This window comes from Arthrobacter sp. WCS2018Hpa-7 (assembly GCF_031843805.1).
Classification (GTDB): Bacteria; Actinomycetota; Actinomycetes; order Actinomycetales; family Micrococcaceae; genus Arthrobacter.
On the sequence record NZ_JAVTJB010000002.1, the window covers coordinates 36,523 to 62,139 of the forward strand.

Consider the following 25,617-nt stretch of genomic DNA (forward strand, 5'->3'; position numbering starts at 1 on the left):
GTGGCCACCACCACCAGCTCCAACCTCACCGTCACCACCATTTCCCTGACCATGGCCGAGCTCGGGCCGCTCAACCCGTTGCCCGTGGTCGCCGCCGAACTCGACCAGCCCTACACCGTGGGCGAAGGCGTGTCGGAGGAACTCCAAGCGTCGGCACGCTACGGTGTGGTGCCCAACATCTATCCGTATCTCATGCAGGACGGCTACAGCCGAGAGGCGGCACCCCGGGAGGTCCCCGCCGTCGTGCTGGAAAACAGCAAACTGAAGGTGACCGTCCTCCCGTCCCTGGGTGGCCGCATCTGGGAGTTGCTGGACAAAGCGACCGGCAAGCAACTCCTCCACACCCACGATGCGCCGCAGCTGGCCAACATCGCGCTGCGCAAGGCCTGGTTCGCGGGCGGACTGGAATGGAACATCGGTACCCGCGGCCATTCGCCCACCAGTTGCGATCCGCTGCATACGGCGATCGTGCACACCCCGGACGGTAAGCACATCCTGCGCATGTGGGAGTTCGAACGGCTGCGGGAAGTGGTGTTCCAAGTGGACATGTGGTTGCCGGAAGACTCAGCCGTTCTGTTCGCCGCCGTCCGGCTGCGGAACCCCAATGACCACGACGTCCCCATGTATTGGTGGAGCAACGCAGCCATCCCGGAGACAGCCCGCACCCGTGTCATCGCCCCGGCGGACGAAGCTTACGGCAGCGACTACACCACGGACATCACCCGCGTCCGGCCCACCAAACACGAAGGCTATGACGGCACGTGGCTGGTCAACAGCCCGCACGCGGCCGACTTCTTCTTCGACATCGACCCCTCCGAGCGGCGTTGGGTTGTGGCCGCAGACGACGACGGCGACGGGCTGGCGATGCTGTCCACGGACCTCCTGCGGGGAAAGAAGCTCTTCGTGTGGGGCCAAGGCCAGGGCGGGAAACGGTGGCAGGAGTGGTTAAGCCCCGGAGCCGGCCCCTATGCAGAGATCCAGGCGGGTTTGGCGCAGACGCAGTTTGAACACCTGGTGATGCCAGCCGGCGCCCAGTGGGCTTGGGTAGAGGCGTACGGGAACGGGCATCTGGATCCGGAGACCTCGCACGGTGATGATTGGGACGCCGCGGTGGCCCACGCCGGCGAACGCTTGGAAGGGCTTCTGCCGCACGAAGAACTCGAGGCGATGCTTCCCGCAGCCATCGCCGACGCCGACGTCCCGCCGTCGACAATTCTGCTGCACGGCAGCGGCTGGGGCGTGGTAGAGCGTGCACGCCGCCTGAAAACAGGCAGGACGTGGATCGATGAGAGCGGAACCCCGTTCGTGGACGAGAGCGTCACCGGGGAGCAGGAGCCTTGGCTTGGGCTGCTGCAGGGAAAAGTGTTCGACGGCGCGCCCAGCTTCGTCGCCGGGGCGGACTGGGAGGAGTTGCTGGCAGGGCAGAACAGTCCTGACGCGAAGCTGCATCTGGCCACCATGAAGCACGGCCGGCAGGACCTGGAGGGCGCCAAGATTGCCTACGGCGAGGTACTGGCCACCAACGCCAGGCCGGGGACTACGGCGCTCGCACATCGCGGGCTCGGATTGGCGCTGCTCGCCGGCGGACAGGACGCGGAAGGGCTCGCCGAGCTCAGGAATGGCGTAGACAGCGACCCTTCAAACGCAGCCTCGCTCACCGAAGCCGTCACCCTCAGCATCCGGCACGGGGACCCGGCGATGGCGCTGGAACTGAACGACTCGGTACCAAGGGAGGGTTCCGCCGTCGGACGCTTGCGGTTCCTTAGGGCGCTGGCGCTGGCAAGGACCGGGAACCCCGGGGCGGCTGCAGCGATCCTGCGTGAGGGCATGGAAGTTCCGGACCTCCGTGAGGGCGAGGACGCGATATCTGTGCTGTGGCAGGAAGTCTGCCCCGGAGAGCCGGTGCCGGAGGCGTACCAATTCGGGATGCATTAGTCCCTTCGAAGGATAAAAAGCCCCGGGGATAGCGCGTTTCTACGGGAATGCGCTATCCCGGGGAGCCGGTTGGCGGGGCTTGGGCGCCCACCAAAAATCAACCCTTGACGGGTGACGTGGGTCACTGTATGTTTACGTAAACCTCTTCTATGTTCACGTAAACATGAACGGATTGGATTTAAGACAATGTTGTCGAGTACGAACGCATCGTCGCGTCATCGCATCGCAGCGGCAATCGCCGCATCTACCCTCGCTTTAGCAGCACTTCCCCTACTACCCTCAGCGGCATCAGCTGCGGAGGAACCGCTTGTCCTCACCCCCAACCCGGCCCAAGCCGGGCCGTCCTTCAAAGGGTGGGGCACCAGCCTCGTCTGGATGGCCAACGCCACGGGCCAGTACCCGGAAGCCATCCGGAGCGATCTGATTGACAAGGTCTTCGGCGACGACGGCCTGAACCTCAACATCGCTCGCTACAACGTGGGCGGCGGCAACGCCACAGACATTCCCGACTACCTTCGTCCCGGTGGGGCAGTTCCCGGCTGGTGGAACCCGAATGCCGGCCTCTCCGACCAGAACGGCCCCATCACCACCAACTACGCTGATCGGGACCGTTTCCTGGCTGCATGGACCGGCGATAACGCCTCGGACTACAACCTCGACGCCGATGCTTCCCAGCGAGCCTGGATCGCGGCCATCAAGGACAAAGTCACAACCTGGGAGGCCTTCAGCAATTCGCCGCCCTACTTCATGACCGAAAGCGGCTACGTCAGTGGCGGCACAGACCCCAACGCCGACCAGATCAAGCCCGCGGCTATCGGTAAGTTCGTCAACTACGTCAAAAAGGTGGCTGAGCACGTCGAAGAAACCGAAGGCATCAGCTTCGACACGATCAACCCCCTCAACGAGCCCAACACGAACTACTGGAAGACCACCTTCGGTGGAAACGGTCTGCCAAATGGAGGAGGCCAGGAAGGCGCCCATGCCGGCCCGGCCCTGCAGTCCCAGGTGCTGACCGCCATGGCTGCCGAGCTCGCCGAGCCCGGCACCACCACGGAGGCCAAGGTCTCCGGTCCGGATGAGACGTCGCCGAGCCGTTTCCTGGAAGACTGGAACGGCTGGACTCCGGAAACCAAAGAGGCCGTCAGTCAGCTGAACGTCCACACCTACTCCACCGGCGACCGTCTCGCGGTTCGCGACATCGCCAAAGCAACAGACAAGCCGTTGTCCATGAGTGAAGTCGAAGGCAACTGGGGCGGTGACTCCTGGAATCCGGACAGCATCGAAAACGGGTTGGGTATGGCCACGCGCATCACCGACGACCTCCGCGAGCTCGATCCTGAGTCCTGGGTGCTGTGGCAGCCGGTCGAAGACCTCTACAACATGGAACTCGGCGAGAAGAAGAACTGGGGATCCGTCTTCATCGACTTCGACTGCAACGCCGATGGCGACTCCGTGCGGCGTTTGGCTGCAGGCGCCGCTGATCCTTCGTGCCGCACCGCAGTGAACTCGAAGTACAACACCATCCGCAACTTCACCCACTACATCGCACCGGGTGACCGGATCATTCCCACCAGCGACGGCAAGACGACATCTGCGTTGAAGGCCGATGGTTCTGGCCTGTCCATGGTGCACACCAACGATTCCGATCAGGCCAAGACCGTCAAGGTGGACTTGTCCAAGTTCGCAACGATCGCTGCCGGTGCCACGGTTACCCCGGTGGTTACCACCCAGTCTCCGTCCGGCGACCCGACGGCCAACGCACTTGTCAGTGGCGCCGCCGTGGCAGTCGACGCCGGAACGCGCTCGGCGACGCTGACTGTTCCCGCCAAGTCCGTCACCACCTTCGTGGTGAACGGGGCATCCGGTGTCGCAGCCGATGCGCCGGCGGTACAGGATGGACAGTCCTACAGCTTCGTCGGAGTTCAGAGTGGCCGCGCAGTTACGGCTTCGGACGGATCTCCCAAGACGGTGCTCTCTGATTCGGTGGCTGGCGGGAACCAAGTGTGGAAGGCAGCCCTCATCGCTGATGAAGACGGCACCACCCGTGACCGTTTTGTCCTGAGGCTCGCCGATGGCCGTGCTTTGGCCGCAGACGCCAATGGCACCACGCTGCGCACCATCACCGACGAAGAAGCCCGCACGGATAGCTCGGCGCAGTGGCTGTTCAGCACCACGGACGGTACCTCGTTCAGCCTCCTGAATGCTGGCGTTCACCAGGTCCTGGACGTCTCGAACCAGTCCACGCATGAAGGTGCTTGGATCGGGCTTTGGACCTCCAACGGTGGGGCAAACCAGGCCTTCACCCTCCGGAATGCCAGCGAGGGCACGGGCTACAACAGCTTCCGGCCCGGCCAGGACTGGCGGGACAACAACGGCAACCTGATCCAGGCCCATGGTGGTCAGGTGGTGACGTCCAAGGATTCCGAGGGCAAGACCATTTACTACCTTTACGGGGAGGACCGGACCAACGGCTACCACTCAGCACCGGGTGTGCATGGTTACAGCTCCTATGATCTATACAACTGGAAGGACGAGGGAGTTGCGCTGAAGACGTTGTCCTCGCGCGAGCAGATCGACACGGACCCTTACTTCCAGAACCTGTACTCGGGCTACACCACCGAACAGAAGAACGCGGTCTACCGCGACCTCGGAACTGTCCCTGTGAATGGCCAGACCCCGCCGATCCTTGAGCGGCCCAAGGTCATCTACAACGCAGCCACCAACAAGTGGGTCATGTGGGTCCACGCTGACGGACCGTCGTCGTGGTCAACCGCTCAGTACGCCAAGGCCAACGCAGGCGTAGCGATCTCCGATTCGCCCTTCGGGCCGTTCCGCTACATCGACAGCTACCGCCTCCACAAAGCCACGGCCGGCGATCCCACCAACAAGGCTCCGAACAACCCGGGCATGGCCAGGGACATGAACCTCTTTGTGGATGACGATGGCAACGGCTACATCATCTACTCCAGCGAAGAGAACGCCACCATGTTCATCTCCAAGCTCAACGCTGACTACACCTACCTGTCCGCTTCGCCGGATACCGCGGTGGAGGGCGTCGACTTCCGGCGGGCCTTCGTCAACCAGTCCCGTGAATCACCGGCCATCATGAAATACCAGGGCCGCTACTTCATCATCTCTTCGGGAACCACTGGCTGGTCGCCGAACCCGTCCCGGTACGGCACAGCCACCAGCATCCTGGGGGAGTGGACTGACATGGGAGATCCGTTCAGCAGCGATGTTTCCTGGAACTCCAACAACTCCCAGCCCACGTCGGTGATCCCCGTTGATCCCGCCAATGGCAAGTTCATCTACATGGGTGACCGATGGAACGGCGGATCGGACCAGGCTCTGGCCACCGCGCCCATGGTGTGGTTGCCCATCCAGATGGGTGAGGGCGGCAAGACCCTGGCCGTGAAGTCCCCGTCCGAGTGGAAACTTGAGGACCTCGACGCGAACGCTGCTTGGAACGTCACTGGTGTTCCGGCCAGCTTGGCCGTGGGCTCGACCTTCAGAGCCAACTCTGTGACGGTCACTCAGAACGGGCAGAGCTCCACCCAACCGGTGACCTGGCAGGTCAGTGGCAGCACAAACACTGTGGGCGTCATTACTGCCACGGGTACGCTGCCCGGTTTCGGTAACCGGACGTTCACCCGGACCATCCCGGTGGTCCCGGACGGTGTCCAGTACGCAGTGAACGCCGGTGGGCAGCAAACCGCTGACTGGACCGCCTTGATGGCAGCGGCAGCCCAGGACGGTCCTGTCCTGAATAGTGCGGCAGACCAGCCGTTCGGGGCCGACCCCGTCACTGGGAAGACCTGGGGTTATGAGAGCGAGGGCAGCGGAGTTTCCGGAACCGCGGATGGCAACATCTTCACCACCCTCCGCTACGCAGCCGCTGGCCGTGACCTGAGTTACAAGTTCAACAATCTGGCTCCGGGAACTTACACGGTTTACGCCGGGTACTACGATCCGTGGGCCCAGTGGGATGACCGCGGAGCGAAGGTCACGGTCAACGGTGCTGTTGTTGAGGCTGATCACGACTACAGCGGCGAGTACCAGTCCGCTGCCTACCAGAACGTCACGGTCGGCACGGACGGGAAACTGACCTTCTCGCTGACCCCCACCCGGGGCCCGGATGTTCAGTTGAGCTGGCTGATGATTGCCAACCCGGTGCTCACCGAGACCGCACCACAGCTGAACGTCACCGCAGTGGCCAGCACCAAGTGTGTTGCCGGTAAGGTCACCGTGACCGCGCAGCTGACGAACCACGACACCAAGTCGGTTCAGGCCACCTTCACCTCGGCCTACGGAGCCAAGACCTTCGCTGAGGTCAAGCCGGGCAAGAACGCGGTCCACGCCTTCACCACCCGCGCCGCTTCGGTACCGGCAGGAACCGTGGCCGTCGAAGCCAAGGCCACAGTGAACGGCCAACCCGTGACAGTGGCAGCGAACGCTGCCTACAACGCAGCATCGTGCAACTAACCTGACGCTGGTGGCCCGCCTGAACGGCGGGTCACCAGCTTCCTCGTCCCTCATCCTCGCCGGCCTGATTGCCGGTCCTTGAGTAAGGAACCAAGAAGTGAACCGACATAAGTACGCGGCCCGCTGTGCCGCCATCACAACCGCAACGGCGTTGTTGTTGGGGGTCGCCGGCATGGCGATGGCTGACCAAAACCACGGCGACCAAGACGTCGATGTCAACGTCGGCATTACCGAAATCGTCGACGGCGGTGTCCTGGCCATGAGCGTGGCAGGCACCTCCACCGCACTGACCGAAGACGGCTCCACACCCACGGTGCGGCAGTTCAAGGGCACGCTGCCTACCGTGACGGTGACCGATACCCGGTCCCCGGACGAGATCCCTGCCGGCGCAGGCTGGTACGTGCTGGGCACGTCCAGTGATTTCGTCGGTAGCGCAGGACAACCGGCCATCAACGCCTCCCATCTTGGATGGGCGCCGAGGGTCATCGACGGCGGCGCGTCCGGTCAGGTAGCCGAAGGCGACCAAGTGAACACCTCAATGGATTCCGGTGCCAACGCCGCAGGCCTGGTGGACCAGGAACTACTCGCGCTGGCCCTGGACTCAGGAGCGATTGCTTCGGAAGGGCAGTGGACAGCCAACGCGGACCTCTTTATGAAGACCCCCGCAACCGTAGCCTCCGGCAACTACACCGCCAAGCTCACACTGTCCCTGTTCGAATAGATGCGCCGGAGGTATCTTCATCCCATGAGGCTTCCCTTGCTCGGGCAGGCAGGCTTTGGTCCCCTACGCCGAGTTGTTGTTGCCGTGTACCTTATGGCGTCAATGATCTTTGCCAGCGTCGCTTTTGCGCAGGCCGGCTTTGCTACCACCGCTGATGCCACGGAGAGTCCCGTCACGTGGGCCGTGACTCCCGCAGACACGGCGGGCCCCGACGGTCGCTCGTGGGTGGAACTGGAACTCGATTCCGGGGTGAGCGTGGATGAACATTTGGCAGTCAGAAACCTCAGCGGCAGGGAAGTCACGTTCTCCCTCACTGCGGCCGATGGGTATTTCACTCCTACCGGGCGTTTCAATATGCTCCCTGGTGACAAACAGTCGGTTGCTGCAGGGACATGGATCTCAGTGGACAAGACGGTCACCGTAGCGGCGGGAGGTACCGCCGTCGTGCCGTTCAAGGTGACGGTCCCGGACAACGCGACACCAGGCGATCATGCAGTGGGGATAGCTGCCTCGATCTATTCACAGGGCGGCTCGGACGGGACGCAACTGGGCGTGGAAAGCCGCGTTGGGTTCCGTGTCATGACCCGGGTGAAAGGAGAGGTCAAACCTGCGCTCAGCATGAAGGCAACCGCGAGCTACGATACGTCGTGGAATCCCCTGGAACCAGGATCCGCTGACCTTACCGTTGACCTGGAGAATACGGGCAACGTCCGCCTGTCGGTGGATCCCTCCACCATGGTCAATGACGCCCGGTGGCCGGCTGCCGGGACCGAAGAAGCCAGAACTCTCGAATTGCTGCCCGGGGACCGTCGAACCGTCAGTATCCACGTACCTCACGTGTGGCCGCTGGGCATCATGACTTTGCCGGTGACGGTTTCGCAAGGGGTGATTGCCCCTGACGGGGCCACCCAATCGCTGGAACCCGTGCAGGAAAGCGTGACGCTATGGGCGGTTCCCTGGCCGCAGCTCGCCATCCTCGTTGCATTGTTGCTTCTGTTTGCGGGCCTTTTCCGGGGGCGCAAGCGGCGGAAGAAGGAGCTGGCCCGGCTGGTCGAAGAGGCCCGCGAGGCCGGGCGCCGGGAAATGGAAACGCACTGATATCCGGGTGCTTGCCGTGCTCCCGAAAAAGTGCCGGAATGCAGCAAAATACCCTTGTCAAACTCCTCATGTTTACGTAAACTTCTTGCAACTCAATGTTTACGTGAACATTCACAAAAATGTTGTTGAGAACCGGCGATATTCTGCTTTCACAGGCCCACACTTGAGCTATCTCACAGTGCGCATGCGGATGTTGGACAGCCTCACGAAGAACCACGATCCAAAGGAGTAATCATGGCTGTAAATCTTGGCCCGTTCCAGGCGGCGGAAGGCGCCGGTCCAGGACGGCGAACCTTCCTCAAAACACTCGGAATCGGCGCCGTCGCCGCCTCCGGCATCCCCTTGCTGTCAGCATGCACGGGTGGTTCAGGTCCTGCCCCTGGTGCTTCATCAAAAAGCCTCACCTTCGGCTCTGGTTCATCGGACGAAGTTCCCCGCGCTGCCTACAAGGCGGTAACGGACGCCTTCACCAAGAAGTCGGGCTTCGACGTAGTGACCAATGTGGTTCCCCACAACGACTTCCAGAACAAGATCAACTCCTACCTGCAGGGCAGCCCGGATGAGTCCTTCACCTGGTTCGCCGGTTACCGCATGCAGTACTACGCAGAGAAGGGCCTCCTGGCTCCTGTCGATGACGTCTGGGAGAAGATCGGTGGCAATTTCTCCGACGCCATCAAGAAGGCTTCCACCGGTCCTGACGGAAAAATGTACTTGGTTCCCAACTACAACTACCCGTGGGGTTTCTTCTACCGGAAGAGCTTTTGGGCCGAAAAGGGCTACGCAGTTCCGGCCACTTTCGACGAGCTGACAACCCTGGCTGCCAAGATGAAGGCCGATGGCATCATTCCGATCGGCTTCGCCGACAAGGACGGCTGGCCGGCCATGGGCACCTTCGACTACATCAACATGCGGCTCAACGGGTACCAGTTCCACGTAGACCTTACTGCGCACAAGGAGAGCTGGGACCAGAAGAAGGTCAGCGACGTCTTCGATACCTGGAAAGCACTCCTGCCGTTCCAGGACCCCGCAGCACTGGGGCAGACCTGGCAGGACGCAGCCAAAGCCCTTGAGGCCAAGAAGACCGGCATGTATCTCCTGGGCTCATTCGTGACACAGCAGTTCACGGATCCCGCAGTACTGGCGGACATCGACTTCTTCCCGTTCCCGGAGATCGCCATGGAGGGAACTGACGCTGTTGAAGCTCCGATCGATGGCCTGCTGCTGTCGAAGAAGGGTGGAGAGAACCAGGCTGCCCGCGACTACCTTGCCTTCATGGGAACCCCGGAGGGCCAGGACGCTTACGCGGCCGTAGATACTTCCAACATCGCGACGGCCAAGGGCGCTGACACCTCCAAGTACTCTGCCCTGAACAAGAAGTGTGCGGACACCATCGCGAACGCGAAGTACATCAGCCAGTTCCTGGACCGCGATGCGTTGCCGGCCATGGCCAACAACGTCATGATTCCGGCTCTTCAGTCCTTCATTAAGGATGGAAGCGTCGACGTGAAGAACCTGGAAGCGCAGGCAAAGTCGCTCTACGCGGCCCAATAGCGCAGGACTGCCTTGGCCATACGGTTGCTGGTCAACCGGCCAGGCTTCCCGAGCAAGGGTCGGGCGCGGGTCACACCGCGGCCGGCCCCTGTGCGACGAATACCAAAGGAATTCCCATGAGTACCACAGCCGAAAAACCGGCCTCCCCGAACAGTGGGCCCCCTGCAGGCGGCGCCCAACGCGGGGCAGCACACGCCTCGCCGGCAACAGCCGGAAGAACGCGCAAGAAGTCCAGGAAGGTTCGCCGCCTGAGTCGCAGGGACAAAATCGTCCTTGGCATCATGGTGGGCCTTCCAACGCTCATTCAGCTGCTGTTCGTTTGGTTGCCCACCCTGGCCTCTATTGGTCTGAGCTTCACCCGATGGAACGGGCTGGACTTGGCCGACATCAAGTCTGCCGGGACGGAAAACTATGAGTTCATCAGCCAGAATTACCCACCGTTCTGGCCGGCCATGCAGCACAACGTACTGTGGCTGGCTTTCCTGGCCCTGATTGCAACGCCGCTGGGCCTTCTGCTCGCTGTGCTCCTGGACCAAAAGATCCGGGGAAGCAAGATCTACCAGAGTATCTTCTTCACGCCCGTCATGCTCTCACTGGCATTGATCGGTATTATCTGGCAGCTCTTCTACAACCGCGACAGCGGTCTGCTGAACTTCCTGCTCGGTACGGCCGGCACGCCCCAGGCCGTGGACTGGTTCGGTGACTCGAACGTCAACATCTGGGCCGCCATGATCGCAGCTACGTGGCGCCACGCAGGCTACGTCATGATCCTCTACTTGGCAGGCTTGAAGGGTGTGGACCCCGCCCTCAGGGAAGCAGCGTCGATTGACGGAGCCAATTCGGTTCAGACCTTCTTCAGAGTAGTCTTCCCCGCCATGCGCCCGGTCAACATCGTGATCGTGGTCATCACCATCATTGAGTCCCTCCGCGCCTTTGACATTGTCTACGTCATCAACCGCGGCACCAATGGGCTTGAACTGCTCAGCGCCTTGGTGATCCAAAATCTCATCGGTGAAGGACAGGTGATCGGCGTCGGTTCGGCCCTGGCCGTCGTGCTGCTGGTGATCTCCCTGGTGCCGATTGTCTTCTACCTCATCCGCACCTTCGGCAAGGAGAAAGAGGCATGAGCACCATCGCCCGCCCCCTTCCTGTCCAGACCGGCAGGTCCGGCAAGTCCGGCAAACGCCACTATGGCACGCACATCTTCCTCATCGTTATGGCCGCCATCTGGCTGATACCGCTGGTCTGGTCGCTCTATACGGCGCTCCGTCCCAAAGCTGACACCGACAAATACGGCTACTTCAGCTTCGGGGGCAGCTTCGGCTTCGAAAACTTCGTTCAGGCTTGGAACCAGGGAGGATTCTCGAAATACTTCCTGAACTCGGTCCTGATCACGGTTCCCACGGTCTTGCTGACGCTTCTCTTCGCATCCATGATGGCTTTTGCAGTATCGCGGGTGAACTGGAAGTTCAACATCACGCTGCTGATCATGTTCACTGCAGGAAACCTCCTGCCACCGCAGGTCCTTGCAGCACCGCTGTTTGAGATGTTCAAGCACGTTTCCTTGCCGTACTCCATCAGCGACTCCGGCAACCTGCTCAATACCTACATCGCCGTCATTATCGTGGACACTGCATTCCAGATCGGCTTTTGCACCTTTGTGCTCTCCAATTACATGAAGGCCCTGCCTCAAGACCTGACGGAAGCTGCTTTGGTGGATGGCGCTGGTATCTGGAGGCAGTACTGGAACATCATCATGCCGCTCTGCCGTCCGGCACTCGCAGCTTTGGGCACACTTCAAGTCATCTTCATCTACAACGACTTCTTCTGGCCGTTGCTGTTCATCCAGAGCGGTGACAGGCTCCCGATCACCACCGCCATCAACAACCTTCAGGGGCAGTTCCTGAGCAACTACAACCTGATCGCGGCCGGTGCCATGATCACCTTGATTCCCACCATGATCATCTATCTGGTCCTGCAACGACAGTTCGTGGCAGGGCTTACCTTGGGCGCAAGCAAGGGGTAGCAGTCCTGAACGTCGTAGCTGCGGAGGAGGGTCAGCCCTTGTCCGCAGCTACGCGCTTTTTCCGGGCCGCCGGACGCGCACTGACTGCGGGAGCGGCGGTGCTCTTGCGCACTACCATGCTGGTAGGCACGGTGGTGAAGTCATCCACCGACCCGGTGCCGGCGATCTGCTGAAGCAGGTTCTCGATACTCAGGCGACCCACGGCGTAGAAATCCTGGTGGATGGTCGTCAAAGGCGGCCAGAAGGACGTGGACTCGTCCAGGTCGTCGAATCCAACAATGCTGACATCTTCCGGAATGCGGCGACCCTGTTCATGCAGGGCACGCATTGCTCCCAGGGCCATTTGGTCGTTGGCGGCAAAAATGGCCGTGACATCCGGGTTGCCCGCGAGCTCCAGGCCGATTTGGTAGCCGGATTCTGTGGACCAGTCGCCATGGAGGACCGGAGGGGCCTCAACCCCGGCTTCTTCCAATGTCCGCTGCCACGACTCTTCCCGGTGCGTCGCCGAGAAAGACGTGGTGGGCCCACCGATATGCCACACCTGTTGGTGGCCAAGGTCCAGAAGGTGCTGGGTAGCGAATCTTGCACCTTGAGCCTGGTCGGTATCGACCATCGGATAGCCAAAACCGGCGTTGGAATCGATCACCACTGCCGGGAGATCCTCGGGTAGCTCGATGTCAGCGTCATCCAGCAGGTGGGCCTCGAAGATGACCACCACACCGTCGACCTGCTGTTCCCGCAGCCTTTGGTAGGCCCCGGATACCGTTCCTGTGGTGGGGTCCTGCACAGGGATGAGCGTCACTGAATAGCCAGCACGTGAGGCAGCCGTTGCGATGGCATCCAGGGTGCGCATGTTGCCGAAGCTGGAGAGGGTGAACATGATGACGCCGATGGACTTGAACTGACCGCTTTTGAGCGCACGCGCTGCCCGGTTGGGCCGGTAGCCGAGCTGCTTCATCGCGTCGAGAACCCGGTTCTTGGTGGTCTCTTCGACATTGGTGAGTCCGTTGGAAACGCGCGACACGGTTTGTGCCGAGACTCCCGCGGCCTTGGCCACGTCCCCAATGGACGGACCCCTGGTGGCGCGCTTTCGGGCCGCTGGTTTCACGGACTCCCCGGGTGGGACCGCCGGAGTTTTGGTGTTTGCGTTCTCCTGATCCATGTTCACCTCAACAGGCTACGTGCATTCGTTGAATCTTTGCGTGAGTAACATCCCGGGCCCGGGAATACCCCACAAACTGGTGGCTGCCGGAGCAGCGGGTTAGAGAGCCGGCGCGGCCGTGCTTTTGCGCACCATGAGGCGGGTCGGCACCGTGGTGACGACGCTTGCCGGGTTGTTTCCGGCGATCTGCTGAAGCAGCTTTTCAATGCTCAGCCGGCCAACTGCGAGGAAGTCTTGACGGACGGTGGTCAGTGGAGGCCAGAAGGAGGTGGATTCCTCGAGGTCGTCAAATCCCACAACGCTGACATCCTCCGGGATGAGGCGTCCAAGTTCATGAAGGGCTCGCATTGCCCCGAGCGCCATCTGATCGTTCGCGGCGAAGATTGCGGTGACTTCCCGATTACGGCCGAGCTCCATCCCGACCTGATATCCGGATTCGGTGGACCAATCTCCATGAAGGACAGCGGGTGCTTCGATGCCTGCCTCGTCCAGCGTCCTTCTCCAGGACTCTTCCCGGTGCCTGGCTGAAAAGGAGGACACCGGGCCCCCTATGTGCCAAACCTGCTGGTGGCCTAGATCGAGGAGGTGCTTGGTAGCAAAGCGGGCACCTTCGGCTTGGTCTGTATCCACCATGGGATAGCCGTAACCGGGGCTTGAGTCGATGACCACAGCAGGGAGGTCCTCGGGCAACGTAATGTCCGCACGATCAAACAGGTGCGCTTCGAAGATGATGACCACCCCGTCCACATCTTGTTCCTTCAGCCGGTTGTAGGCGCCTGTCACGGTACCCGTGGTGGGATCGTGGAGGGGTATGAGGTTCACCGAGTAACCTGCCTGTGACGCGGCAGTGGCGATTGCATCCAAGGTGCGTCTGTTGCCGTAGGTCGAGAGGTTAAACATGATGACGCCAATGGATTTGAACTGACCGCTCTTGAGGGCGCGCGCAGCCCTATTGGGCCGATAGCCCAGTTGTTTCATGGCATCCAGCACCCGCTGCTTGGTCTTTTCTTCAACATTCGTCAGGCCGTTGGATACGCGGGAGACGGTCTGAGCGGAGACCCCGGCGGCTCGTGCAACGTCGCCGATTGAGGGGCCGCGGGCGGCTCGGGCACTCTTGACCGAGGGTGAATCGCTGTCGTGCGACGTGCTGGCCGGGCTAACGCTCTCTGCGGCATCCTCTTGTATGTTCACCTAAACATGCTAATCTTCTTTCAAGAATGTTTGCGTAAACATAGCGAGAAGAGAAGAAAATATCATGACAACGACGTCGCCCGTGGCCGACGCTCTACCCTTGGTCCAATCCCGCAAGCGCGCAGGTCGATGGATGGGGTGGGCATTTGTGGGCCCGTTCATGGCTGTCTTCCTGCTGGTATTCGTGGCGCCCGTCCTCTACGCGTTCTACCTGAGCCTTTTCCAGAACCAGATGGTGGGCGGGGACAAGTTCGTTGGGGGAGCCAACTATCTTCAGGCGCTCGCGGATCCGCAGTTCTGGGACTCCGTGATCAGGGTGGCCGTCTTCCTGGTGGTCCAAGTCCCCATCATGTTGTTCCTCGCCTTGTTCGCAGCATTGGCCCTGGACAGCGGACGTCTCCGCGCGGCGTCGTTCTTCCGTATTTCGGTGTTCCTCCCGTACGCAGTCCCGGCAGTAGTGGCGACGCTGATGTGGGGATTCATCTACGGCCCCCGGTTTGGCCTGTTCGGAAGCATTAACGATTTCTTCGGGTTGGATCTGGCCGAGCCCCTCTCTTCCAGCTGGATCCTCGCGTCGATCGGGAACATCAACACCTGGGAGTTCACCGGGTACAACATGTTGATCTTCTATTCGGCGCTGAAGGTCATCCCTGCCGAACTGTATGAAGCAGCAAACCTTGACGGAGCTGGGACGTTCCGGGTGATTCGGAGCATCAAGCTTCCGTCCATCCGCGGAGCCATTGGCATCGCGAGCATCTTCTCGGTCATTGGCAGCTTCCAGCTGTTCAACGAACCGAACATCCTCAAGGCGTTGGCGCCGAACTCCATCAGTTCCTACTTCACGCCCAACATGTACGCGTTCAACCTCTCGTTCGCAGGCCAGCAGTTCAACTACGCCGCTGCCATCTCCATCATCATGGGCGTCCTCACGGTGGTTGTTGCCTACGTCGTCCAGCTTTCCGGCTCGCGAAAGGATGCCTAGCCCATGTCCGTACGTTTGAGCCCAGCCCGTTCCGGCGATACCGCCCCCAAACCGTCACCGGCGGTGAGGCCCCGGCGGTCACCTGCACCCAGGTTGAACACCCGGCGCCACGGCGCCACCCGGAAGCGCTCGTCCGTACTGCTCACCATCCTGATGGGGGTCATGGCAGTGTACGCACTGCTTCCCTTGTTCTGGTTGCTGGTCAACTCCACCAAGACGCAGACCTCCCTTTTCAGCTCGTTCGGCCTGTGGTTCTCCGGGGACTTCGCACTGTGGGACAACATCGTGGGTACCCTGACCTACAACGACGGCGAATTCCTGCGCTGGCTTGCCAACACCGTGCTCTACGTCGTTGTGGGCGCAGGCGGGGCAACATTCCTTGCCACCCTGGCCGGCTATGGACTGGCCAAGTTCGATTTCCCCGGCAAACGCGGCGTCTTCGCAGTTGTCCTCGGCGCGGTGGCTATTCCGGGGACTGCCCTTGCCGTCCCGACCTTCCTGATGTTCAGCCAGATGGGTCTCACCAACACCCCATGGTCGGTCATCATTCCATCCCTGATCAGCCCGTTCGGGCTCTACCTGGTGTGGATCTACGCCCTCGAGTCCGTCCCCACGGAAGTCCTGGAAGCAGCGCGAATGGACGGGGCAGGGGAGTTCCGCACGTTCTTCACCATCTCGTTACGAATGCTGGCTCCCGGCTTCATCACCGTCCTGTTGTTCACGGTGGTGGCCACTTGGAACAACTACTTCCTCCCCTTGATCATGTTGAGCCAATCAACCTGGTACCCGCTCACCGTGGGGCTCAACAGTTGGAACGCCCAAGCGACCACGGCCGGAGGGGAGGCCATCTACAACCTCGTCATCACCGGATCATTCCTCACCATCGTGCCCATCGTGGGGGCGTTCCTCTTCCTCCAGCGCTTCTGGCAGTCAGGACTGTCTGCAGGAAGCGTCAAGTAAAGAACCCGACGACGGCGACCTCCCGCCGTCGTAAATCTCCAAACCGCATCTGAAAGGCACTCATTCAATGAAGAACAACCATCGCTTCCGGCGGGTGGCCACTGCCGCCCTGGCGGCCAGCCTCCTGGTAGGCGGACTCGCGGCCTGCAGTGGCTCCGGAACAACCGCAAGTGCCGGGGCCGAAGGCGCCAGCGCCGAAGACATCGCCAAGGCACTGGACACGGAGACCACCCTCACGGTGTGGGGTTGGGCGCCGCAGCTCGAACCGATCGTGGAAGCCTTCGAGGCCAAGTACCCCAAGGTCCACGTCAACCTCGAGAATGTAGGAACGGGCAACGCCCACTACACCAAGCTGCAGAACGCCGTGAAGGCCGGAAGCGGCGCTCCGGACGTTGCCCAGATCGAATACAACGCCCTGCCCCAGTTTGCCCTCTCCGATTCCTTGGTAAATCTGAAGGACTTCGGTGCCGAGGATCTCAAGGAGAACTACACGGCGTCCACCTGGGGTTCAGTGAACCTCAACGGTGGCGTCTACGCGCTCCCACAGGACTCCGGTCCCATGGCGATGTTCTACCGGGCTGATGTCTTCGAGAAGCACGGCATCAGCATCCCGACCACCTGGGATGAGTACGTTGAGGCCGGTAAGAAACTTCACGCAGCGGACCCCAAGGCCTACATCACCAGCGATACAGGTGATGCCGGCTTCACCACGAGCATGATTTGGCAGGCCGGCGGAAAGCCTTACACGCTCGACGGCAGCACCAAGGTAGCCGTTGACCTCCAGGACGAAGGCGCCAAGAAGTGGACCGGCACCTGGAACCAGTTGCTCAAGGACGATCTCCTGTCACCCGTCACCAGCTGGAGCGACGAGTGGTACAAGGGTCTCTCGGACGGAAGCATTGCCACGCTGATCATCGGCGCATGGATGCCTGCAAACCTGGAATCCGGTGCGGCAGCGGCCAGCGGTCAATGGCGGGTAGCCCCGATGCCGACGTATGAAAAGGGCGAGGCGGCAACGGCCGAGAACGGTGGCGGCGGCGACGCCGTGCTGAAGCAGAGCAAGAACAAGGCTGCGGCCTACGGCTTCCTCCAGTTCGCCAACGGCCCTGAAGGGTCAAAGATCCATGCGGCAAACGGTGGTTTCCCCTCCACCACGGCCGATCTTGAGAGCGAATCATTCCTTAATGCTGAAAGTGCCTACTTCGGCGGCCAGAAGATCAACGAGGTCCTGGTCCAGGCTTCGAAGGACGTAGTACCGGGTTGGAGCTACCTTCCCTTCCAGACCTACGCCAACAGCATCTACAGCGACACCGTTGGCCAGGCATACGGCTCCAAGGGCGATCTGAATGACGGCCTCAAGGCCTGGCAGGACGCCACGGCAAAGTATGGCCAGCAGCAAGGCTTCACCGTTACCACCAAGTAAGACGTGGCGCGGGGTCCAAGGCTTCCCCCCGGCCTTGGACCTCCGCCCCACCATTTCAGATTGGATCTCACCCCATGCCAACCTTCACCATCGGCGAGCAGGACTTCATGCTTGACGGTCAGCCCCACCGCATCCTGTCAGGCGCACTGCACTACTTCCGCGTCCATCCGGAGCAATGGGCGGACCGGATCCGGAAGGCCCGGCAAATGGGGCTCAACACCATCGAGACCTACATTCCGTGGAACGCCCATGCTCCGTCTCCGGAGGTCTTCGACACCTCAGGTGGCTTGGATTTGGGACGCTTCCTGGACCTGGTCGCCGCTGAAGGTATGCACGCGATAGTTCGCCCTGGGCCGTACATCTGTGCGGAGTGGGACAACGGCGGGCTGCCTGCGTGGCTGTTCGACCGTGGCGCTGCGGCCATCCGTGCCGATGACCCGGTCTACATGGCAGCCCTCACCGAGTACCTTGAACAGCTCGCCCCCATTCTGGTTCCGCGTCAGATCGACGCCGGCGGTCCCATCATCCTGATCCAGATTGAGAACGAGTACGGTGCCTACGGCGCCGACCGGTTCTACCTGGAAAAGCTTGTGAAGGTGAACCGGGAAATCGGGCTGACCGTGCCGTTCACCACGGTTGACCAGCCACAGGACGACATGTTGGCCAACGGCAGCCTGCCGGAGCTGCACAAGACAGGCTCCTTCGGTAGCCGCTCTGCGGAACGGCTTGAGACGCTTCGCCGCCATCAGCCCACCGGCCCCCTCATGTGTTCTGAATTCTGGGTGGGCTGGTTCGACCACTGGGGCGCGCACCACCACACCACCACAGTGGAGCAGTCCGCCAACGATCTGGATAAGTTGCTGGAGCTCGGCGCGTCCGTGAACATCTACATGTTCCACGGCGGTACCAACTTTGGGCTCACCAACGGAGCCAATGACAAAGGTGTCTTTCAGCCAATCATCACCAGTTATGACTACGACGCCCCGTTGGACGAGGCCGGAAACCCGACGGCAAAGTACTGGGCCTTCCGCGACGTCATTGCCAAGTACACAGACCTGAACGACGACGACCTGCCGGCACCGGCGCAGCTTGGGCCGGAGCACTCCATTGCCTTGACGGAGTCAATTCCCCTGTGGGATTGCCTGGACCTTCTTGGAAAGTGGACCTCGCACGAGGGAATCCGCTCCCACGATGAGCTGGGCCACTACTCCGGCTTCACCCTCTACCGCAGAGGAATCGAAGTGTCCGGTCCCGCTGTGCTGGAGTTCGACGAAGTACGTGACCGGGCCCAGGTATTCCTGAACAGGGTGCCGGTGGGAATCCTCTCAAGGGACCACCATGAAAGGTCCCTGGCGCTGCCCCATGACGCCGCTGGCACCCTGGAGATCCTGGTGGAGGACCAGGGGCGGGTGGACTACGGTCCACGTCTGGGGGAGTCCAAGGGCCTGATCGGAAACGCCCGGATTAACGGTGACACTCTGTGGAACTGGGACATCCTTCCACTGGAGCTCGATGACATCAACCCGATTTCGTCCGCGCTGGAGGCACAACCCTCGCTTCATGGCGCTCCCGTTTCCGGACCGGTTTTTGTGCAAGGGACCTTTGACCTCCCCGGCGGTGGCGACACCTTTCTTTCCACGAAGGGTTGGACAAAGGGTGTGGTGTGGATCAACGGCTTCTGCCTGGGACGGTACTGGTCCCGAGGACCGCAAGCCACGCTCTACGTTCCCGGCCCGCTCCTGCGGAAGCACGGCAACACCATCACCGTGCTCGAACTCCAAGCGGCCGCCCATAGCTCCGTATCCTTTGTGGCCAGCCACGACCTGGGCCATACGGAGTTCTGACCATGACGATGACCCAGACACCCATGGCAGGGATTGCGGTTCCGACTGGCCAGCAGTTCCGGATCTCCGCGGAATCCGAAGAGGACGGGCGCGTGGTCTCGGCGGTCATCACGGAGATCGGCGGGACCATCCGCAGCCTCACAGTGGACGGCGAGCCGCTGATCGAGGAGTTTCCCGAGTTCGGGCTCCCCAAACACTGTGAGGGCGAGATCCTTATTCCTTGGCCCAACAGGGTCCGGGACGGGCGGTGGTCGCACCACGGAAAAGACCTACAGTTGGCCATCAGTGAGCCTGAGCGCGGCAACGCGATTCATGGCCTGGTCAAGTTCCGTCCCCACACGCTGGTTCGACGGTCCGCCAATGAGTTGACCCTTCTTGTTCGGATCTACCCGAGCGAAGGCTACCCGTTCGCCGTGGACGTCGAGACCACTTACTCGGTATCTCCGGAGGGGCTGACGGTTACCCATGCGTTGACCAACAAATCAGCCAAGCCCGCCCCTGCGGCCGTTGGTTCCCATCCGTACATGCGGGTGGGTGCCACGCCCATGCAGGACGTTTCCTTGACCATCAACGCTGCCTCGTATGTGGTGGTGGATGAGCGTCTGAATCCCGTGGGTACGTCCCCAGTATCAGGGACGCCCATGGATCTGTCCGCAGGGCCCAAGGTGGGCTGGCTGCACCTGGACACAGCATTCCTGGATCTCACTCCGGCGCCGGACGGAATGTACCGGCACCTCCTGGAGGCGCCCAACGGTGACGCCGTGGAGGTCTGGGGCGATGCCAACTACCAGTACGCGCAGGTGTACACCACCACGAGCTATCCAGCGGGAGGCCACCGGACCGCCGTAGCGGTGGAACCCATGACGGCGCTCCCCAACGCCTTCAACTCCGGAGCCGGCCTGCGCTGGCTTGAACCGGGGGAGGAATGGATCTCGACCTGGGGGATTTCACACCGGCTCGGCCCCGCACAGGGCAACCACCATAGAGGAGAGAACTGACCATGGCATGGCTAGTAACTGGAGGAGCCGGCTACATCGGCTCCCACGTAGCCCAAGCACTCATGGATGACGGCCACGACGTGGTGGTCATCGATGACCTGTCCAGCGGCAAGCGCGGATTTGTGCAGGAAGGCGCAGCCTTCGAACAGGGATCACTGCTGGATACTGGTTTCCTTAAGGACGTCTTCGCACGCCACGACGTGGCCGGCGTGATCCACTTAGCGGGTTTCAAGTACGCCGGTTTATCGGTTGAATGGCCGCTTCACACCTATTTCCAGAACGTCACCGGTACGGGAAACCTGCTCGCCGCCATGGAAGCAGCCTCTGTACGGGCGATCGTTTTTTCCTCGAGCGCCGCCGTGTATGGGAACACTGACGTGGATCTCGTGACCGAATCGACGCCCACGAGGCCGGAATCTCCCTATGGCGAATCCAAGCTCATTGGTGAGTGGCTCATCGCAGACCAATCACGGGCAACCGGGCTTCGCCATACATCCCTCCGGTATTTCAACGTTGTTGGCTCCGGGATTCCGGACGTGGTGGATGTCAGTCCGCACAACCTGTTCCCCTTGGTCTTCCAAGCGCTGAAGGATGGCGCAACGCCGAAGATCTTTGGTACCGCCTATGCCACGCCGGACGGCAGCTGCGTCAGGGATTACGTCCACGTTGCCGACGTTGCCGCGGCCCACGTGGAAGCTGCCCGGAAACTCCAGGAGGGCGTTGATCTTGAACCCGTCTACAACCTTGGCAGCGGTACCGGGGTATCTGTCCGTCAGATCATGACCGAAATGGCCTCTGTGACGGAGATTCAGTTCGCTCCACAGATTTGCGCAGCCCGGCCCGGCGATCCTGCCCGGATCGTCGCTTCCGGCGAACTGGCACGCCGGGACATCGCCTGGGAACCGAGGCATACGCTCCGAGACATGATCTCCAGCGCCTGGGCGGCAGCCGGGAACCAGAAGTTATCCACCCACTAGCACTGCAACGCACTATCCCAAAGGAACATCATGATCGACGCCCCGGAACTGCTGGCTACCGTCACGGCTACCAGCAAGACCACCATGGAAATCAACCTCAACGCCGCCATCCAGGCTGCGGAGCAGCGTGCGCGCAATGAAGGCCGCTGCGGAATCCTGGTCACGCGGCTGGACTATGCGTCCTACACGGTGGAACTCTCACCGGACGTGCCCTACGGCTACACGTATGAAAGGCAGTACGCCTGAGGTGAAGGGATCGCTGGTCAGACCCGACGCCGCTCGCTCGTCCCGCCGGCGCATCACTGTCCGCCTTCGTGCCGCGGACTCGGCCAGGATCCTGTTGTCTTGCGTTCTGGTCGCCTTCAGCTTGGTGCTGGGGCTCACGCCGAGCTGGGCTTCGGAGATCAACGGCTCCGACATCCAACTGAGCGTTGAGATTACGCCACGTGCTCACTGCAGCGGCCAGTGCAGTCCGAATGGGCTCTCCGCGACGGGCCTCGACCCCTTGGGAGCCCTCATGGCTGCCGGGCTCTGCGGCGGGACCGGGGTGCTCCTCCTGTTCGTCGGGCGCGGGCAAGCCGCTACGCGACGCCTTCCCACGGGCGGCTAGGCCAAGGATGCGACATCATGGATGCACGCCCCGCCAAAAGGTACAAAAACCCCTTGCTGGGTGCCAATATTCCGTGTAAGTTTACGTAAACATTCTTAAGAATCCTTGCACCTGGTTACCTGAATCACCTGCTTCGGTGCGCACAGCCGCGCATCGCCCAGCACGCCCACTCGCCCTGAAGGCAACCGTTTTTCACGGGCGAGGGAGGGTGGAATCTCGCCGAACCGGATTCCGTATACGAGCACGGAGTCCGCCCCGTTCGATTCCCTCAACCGACACATGGATATGTATCTCCCCGCATTGCAACGAAGGAGCAAGACGATGAGCAAAGCAAGCTTGATCGTAAGAATCTCAGCAGTTGCCGCTGGCACTGCCGTACTGGCCGGCGTGGCCGGAGCCGCACTGGCTGAAGAAAACCATGGCGACCAGGACGTCGACGTGAATGTGGCGATCACGCAGATCGATGAGCCTGGAATTTTGGCCATGAGCGTGGCAGGAACCACGGCCACCCTGACCGAAGCCGGCTCGTCTCCCACCGTCCGCCAGTTCACGGGTTCGCTGCCCACGGTAACGGTGACTGATACGCGCCAGCCGGACCAGATCCCGGCCGGCGCCGGCTGGTATGTCATCGGTACATCAACCGACTTCACAGGCGCCACAGGCCAGCCGGCAATCGGAGCCGGACATCTGGGGTGGTCCCCATCTCTGATTGACGGTGGCGACTCGGGCCAGGTCGCGGAGGGTGACGTCGTCGAGACGGTCATGGATTCGGGCCCGGACGCGGTGGGCCTGGTGGGCCAGGAACTGCTGGCTTTGGCCTTGGACTCTGCGGCTATTGCGCCTGAAGGCCAGTGGACCGCAACGGCCGGATTGTTCCTCCGTACGCCAGCTACGGTCGCGCCCGGCGACTACACCGCGAACCTGACGTTGTCGCTGTTCGAGTAGACGCATTAGTGGTCCGGCTCCTGGGGAGCCGGACTATTTTGTGTTCAGTATGCAAGAGTTGCAGAGAAATATCCTGATTGCTGATTACAAGGAGCGTGCATTGATTCCCGAACTCGCTGGACTTCCGCCTGTTGAGTGGACGTCATCGGCCAGCCATGCGAGCTACGACGAAGCCGAGGGAACACTGACGCTTACGGCAGCGCCCGGCGTCGATTGGTCCAACGATTCACTTGGCGGCGAACAGCAGCACCGGGCTTCAGCCCTGGCTTTCACCGCTCCCACGTCCTTCTCGCTGTCAGCGAGAGTCATGGTCGCCTCACTGCGAACAACGTTCGACGCCGGCGTGCTGGCTTTGTGGGCGGACAACGACCACTGGGCCAAGGTCTGCTTCGAATACTCCCCGCAAGGGGAAGCCATGGTGGTCAGCGTGGTGACCAATACCTACTCTGACGACTCCAACGGTCCCGTGGTGACCGCTCCGTGGGTCTACTTGCGGGTCAGTCGGGTGGGTCCCGCGTGGGCGTTCCATTGGTCAGCTGACGGGCAGGAATGGTCCTTTGTCCGTCTCTTCAGGCTGTACACCGACAAACCAGTCCGCGTTGGGTTCATGTCGCAGGCACCCATGGGGGAGAGCTGCGAAGCACGATTCGACAGCATCGAGTTTATTGAGACAGCGCCGGAGAACCTCCGCGACGGCAGCTAGCTCTCCGGCTGCGCGGCCCGGGCCCTGAGGGCGCCGGGCTGCGCGGCCATTTCCATTCATCCCTGTGCGGGGCCGCCTCAGGGAATCGCAGGCACGGCAGTCGCCGTGGCGGCCGGTGCGGTAGTCGGAAAGATGGCCGGCGCCGTTGGGTCCATGGTCGGTGCGACCGGTGTGGTGGTTGGCAGGATAGCCGCCGGTGCCGGGGCCGGTGCGATCACCGGTGAGACGGGTGTTGCGGTAGGCGGTATGGCCGGTGCGGTCGGCGCCAGTGGTTCCGGGGCTGGTGTACTGGGCGGTGCGATGGGTTCGACCGGTGCCGGATCCGTGGTGGGCGGAACGATGGGTTCCGTAGTTGGCGGTGCCGTGGGCGTTACCGGTGCGGTGGTTGGCGGAGCCGTTGGTTCCGTAGTTCGTGGTGCTGTAGGCATCACCGGCGCAACCGGGGCGGTGGGAGCCGTGGTTGGCGGCGTTGTTGGCACACCCGGTGCCGTGGGCGGTGACGTCGGACCTGCCGTAGTCAGCGTGGGGCCCGGTGTCGGTGCTGGGGGAGTGGTTGGCGGCGCGAACGGTGCCGGCGCGGCTGTGGCCGGCGGTGTGGGTCCCGGTGCCGAAGGCGGAGCGGCAGGCGCCTCATGGTTCCCCAACGCGGTTCCGGGCGACCAGAGCGGCAGGTTCCATGCCGGCGTCGGACCTGTCTGTGGTGTGAAGCTGGTCAGTCGCAGGGCATTGACGGAGGTCTCGAGTGTCAGGCTTACCAAGCTCCACGCTGACGGATCGGTCAGCGTGCCGTCCACGATGGTTTCAAAATGCAGGTGGCACCCGGTGGACGAACCGGTGGAGCCAACCAGGCCCACGACGTCGGCAGCTGACACTGTTTCTCCCTTGCGGACTGCGACGGACTGCATGTGGTTGTAGGTGGTGACCAGGCCGTTGCCGTGGTCGATTTCCACCCGGTTTCCCCCACCCCAAGGATGCCAACCGACCTCGCGCACGGTTCCCTCATCGGCTGAATGCACCGGTGTGCCACAGGCCGTAGCGTAGTCCTGACCAGTATGGAATTCTCCGGCGGAACCCGTAATGGGGCTGGTGCGGGACCCGAACGCTGAACTCGGATGCAGGTTCACCAACGGTGACATTAAGGTTCCCGGGCCTGGCCGGGCCGGGCGGTGGGACGTGACACCTGTGGTTGCGCTCCATGAGCTGCCACTGGTGAAACAGGTGCCGGGTACTTCCAATCCTTGGGAGCCCAGGAAGCCCGCGATTTCCCCGGCCCACTGATGGTACTTGGTGTAGTGGTCAGGATCCTGGTTCCGCTGCACGCGGTGGATGGCAATGCTGGAAGGCAGAGTTTGCCAGTCCTTGATGTCTTTCAGGGCCAGGAAGAAGCTGGTTGCGCTGACAAAGGGATCCATGCGATCGGCGTAGGAGCCCCAGGCCCCATTGGCGCGCTGCTGGAACAGGCCCCGCGAATCCGGCCCTGCGGCGTCACCGTAGTCCTTGCTCTCGAGAGACGATTCGCCAAGTGCGGCCTGAATGCCAAGGATCCGTGCATCGGCGGGCAGGGCCAACTTTTCCGCAGCCGCCATAATGGCGGAGGCGTTCCGGAGTCGGTCGTCTGAAACGGGGCCGCGGGCAGGGAGTGCTCCTCGCACGGTGTTCGTTTGCTCGCACAGCAGCGCCCCAAAGGCGTCCGTAGGCGCGAAGGTGGGTGGGGTCGTCGCAGAAGCGCTTGAGGCCTGAAATGCGGACGCGTTCGCGGAACCAGTGGATCCTGCAGGGCTGCCGGCTGCCGCCGGAACGGGTTCAACGGCGTGCGCCTGGGCGTGCACTGTGGCGGGGTGGAGTGTCTGAACACCACCCGAAGGGAAGCTGCCGATCAAGGTTGCCGCAGAGAGTACTGCCAGGGGCAGGCGGATCCGGTGGCGGGTCCGGGTGGCGGGCGGAACGTAGAGCGGGGTCACGCGGTGATGGCCGACGTCAGAATGGCCGGTATTCACGGCGCTCACCGC

At 61.9% G+C, this 25,617-nt stretch carries 21 protein-coding genes; 17 read left to right on the forward strand and 4 right to left on the reverse strand.

Annotated elements, in window-relative coordinates:
* From RQH14_RS02745 to RQH14_RS02775, 7 genes are all read left to right on the forward strand, one after another.
* Positions 1-1,935, forward strand: a complete 1,935-nt coding sequence (locus RQH14_RS02745; protein WP_311211811.1) for a DUF5107 domain-containing protein — start codon at positions 1-3, stop codon at positions 1,933-1,935.
* A 186-nt stretch (positions 1,936-2,121) separates the two neighbouring features.
* Positions 2,122-6,417 (forward strand): family 43 glycosylhydrolase, encoded by a 4,296-nt coding sequence (locus tag RQH14_RS02750; protein WP_311211812.1) that lies wholly within the window; start codon positions 2,122-2,124, stop codon positions 6,415-6,417.
* A gap of 97 nt (positions 6,418-6,514) precedes the next feature.
* Positions 6,515-7,138 (forward strand): hypothetical protein, encoded by a 624-nt coding sequence (locus tag RQH14_RS02755; RefSeq protein ID WP_311211813.1) that lies wholly within the window; start codon positions 6,515-6,517, stop codon positions 7,136-7,138.
* Positions 7,139-7,162: 24 nt separating this feature from the next.
* Positions 7,163-8,236 carry a hypothetical protein gene (locus RQH14_RS02760; protein WP_311211814.1) on the forward strand — a complete coding sequence of 358 codons (1,074 nt, stop codon included), beginning with the start codon at positions 7,163-7,165 and terminating at the stop codon, positions 8,234-8,236.
* 234 nt (positions 8,237-8,470) lie between these two features.
* Positions 8,471-9,787: an extracellular solute-binding protein gene (locus RQH14_RS02765; RefSeq protein WP_311211815.1), complete on the forward strand. Its 1,317-nt coding sequence runs from the start codon at positions 8,471-8,473 to the stop codon at positions 9,785-9,787.
* Positions 9,788-9,903: 116 nt separating this feature from the next.
* On the forward strand, positions 9,904-10,914 hold the full coding sequence (locus tag RQH14_RS02770; RefSeq protein ID WP_311211816.1) for a sugar ABC transporter permease: 1,011 nt from the start codon (positions 9,904-9,906) through the stop codon (positions 10,912-10,914).
* A complete protein-coding gene (locus tag RQH14_RS02775; RefSeq protein ID WP_311211817.1) occupies positions 10,911-11,813 on the forward strand; it encodes a carbohydrate ABC transporter permease in 903 nt (300 codons plus the stop codon). The genes RQH14_RS02770 and RQH14_RS02775 overlap by 4 nt, the downstream gene beginning before the upstream one ends.
* A 31-nt stretch (positions 11,814-11,844) precedes the next feature.
* On the opposite strand, the gene RQH14_RS02780 is transcribed toward RQH14_RS02775, so the two are convergent.
* Positions 11,845-12,975 carry a LacI family DNA-binding transcriptional regulator gene (locus RQH14_RS02780; RefSeq protein ID WP_311212091.1) on the reverse strand — a complete coding sequence of 377 codons (1,131 nt, stop codon included), beginning with the start codon at positions 12,973-12,975 and terminating at the stop codon, positions 11,845-11,847.
* Positions 12,976-13,074: 99 nt separating this feature from the next.
* A complete protein-coding gene (locus RQH14_RS02785) occupies positions 13,075-14,166 on the reverse strand; it encodes a LacI family DNA-binding transcriptional regulator (RefSeq protein WP_311211818.1) in 1,092 nt (363 codons plus the stop codon).
* Between the two features lie 64 nt (positions 14,167-14,230).
* On the opposite strand from RQH14_RS02785, the gene RQH14_RS02790 reads away from it, so the two are divergent.
* A complete protein-coding gene (locus RQH14_RS02790; RefSeq protein ID WP_311211819.1) occupies positions 14,231-15,148 on the forward strand; it encodes a sugar ABC transporter permease in 918 nt (305 codons plus the stop codon).
* On the opposite strand, the gene RQH14_RS02795 is transcribed toward RQH14_RS02790, so the two are convergent.
* Positions 15,145-15,312, reverse strand: coding sequence for a hypothetical protein (locus RQH14_RS02795; RefSeq protein ID WP_311211820.1), 168 nt, complete (start codon positions 15,310-15,312; stop codon positions 15,145-15,147). The genes RQH14_RS02790 and RQH14_RS02795 overlap by 4 nt on opposite strands.
* Between RQH14_RS02795 and RQH14_RS02800 the strand changes: the two genes are divergently transcribed.
* From RQH14_RS02800 to RQH14_RS02840, 9 genes are all read left to right on the forward strand, one after another.
* Positions 15,311-16,108: a carbohydrate ABC transporter permease gene (locus RQH14_RS02800; protein WP_396136307.1), complete on the forward strand. Its 798-nt coding sequence runs from the start codon at positions 15,311-15,313 to the stop codon at positions 16,106-16,108. The two genes, RQH14_RS02795 and RQH14_RS02800, sit on opposite strands and share 2 nt — an antisense overlap.
* A 67-nt stretch (positions 16,109-16,175) precedes the next feature.
* Positions 16,176-17,531, forward strand: a complete 1,356-nt coding sequence (locus RQH14_RS02805; protein ID WP_311211821.1) for a sugar ABC transporter substrate-binding protein — start codon at positions 16,176-16,178, stop codon at positions 17,529-17,531.
* Positions 17,532-17,605: 74 nt separating this feature from the next.
* Positions 17,606-19,375, forward strand: coding sequence for a beta-galactosidase (locus RQH14_RS02810; RefSeq protein ID WP_311211822.1), 1,770 nt, complete (start codon positions 17,606-17,608; stop codon positions 19,373-19,375).
* Positions 19,376-19,377: 2 nt separating this feature from the next.
* Positions 19,378-20,373 (forward strand): aldose 1-epimerase family protein, encoded by a 996-nt coding sequence (locus tag RQH14_RS02815; protein ID WP_311211823.1) that lies wholly within the window; start codon positions 19,378-19,380, stop codon positions 20,371-20,373.
* Positions 20,374-20,375: 2 nt separating this feature from the next.
* Positions 20,376-21,350, forward strand: a complete 975-nt coding sequence (galE, locus tag RQH14_RS02820; RefSeq protein WP_311211824.1) for a UDP-glucose 4-epimerase GalE — start codon at positions 20,376-20,378, stop codon at positions 21,348-21,350.
* 30 nt (positions 21,351-21,380) lie between these two features.
* On the forward strand, positions 21,381-21,596 hold the full coding sequence (locus RQH14_RS02825) for a hypothetical protein (RefSeq protein ID WP_311211825.1): 216 nt from the start codon (positions 21,381-21,383) through the stop codon (positions 21,594-21,596).
* Positions 21,577-21,960 (forward strand): hypothetical protein, encoded by a 384-nt coding sequence (locus RQH14_RS02830; protein WP_311211826.1) that lies wholly within the window; start codon positions 21,577-21,579, stop codon positions 21,958-21,960. Before RQH14_RS02825 ends, RQH14_RS02830 begins: the two co-directional genes overlap by 20 nt.
* A 321-nt stretch (positions 21,961-22,281) precedes the next feature.
* Positions 22,282-22,905 (forward strand): hypothetical protein, encoded by a 624-nt coding sequence (locus RQH14_RS02835; protein WP_311211827.1) that lies wholly within the window; start codon positions 22,282-22,284, stop codon positions 22,903-22,905.
* Positions 22,906-23,005: 100 nt separating this feature from the next.
* Positions 23,006-23,608, forward strand: coding sequence for a DUF1349 domain-containing protein (locus RQH14_RS02840; RefSeq protein ID WP_311236093.1), 603 nt, complete (start codon positions 23,006-23,008; stop codon positions 23,606-23,608).
* 77 nt (positions 23,609-23,685) lie between these two features.
* On the opposite strand, the gene RQH14_RS02845 is transcribed toward RQH14_RS02840, so the two are convergent.
* Positions 23,686-25,605, reverse strand: a complete 1,920-nt coding sequence (locus RQH14_RS02845; protein ID WP_311211829.1) for a peptidoglycan DD-metalloendopeptidase family protein — start codon at positions 25,603-25,605, stop codon at positions 23,686-23,688.
* Positions 25,606-25,617: the final 12 nt, after the last annotated feature.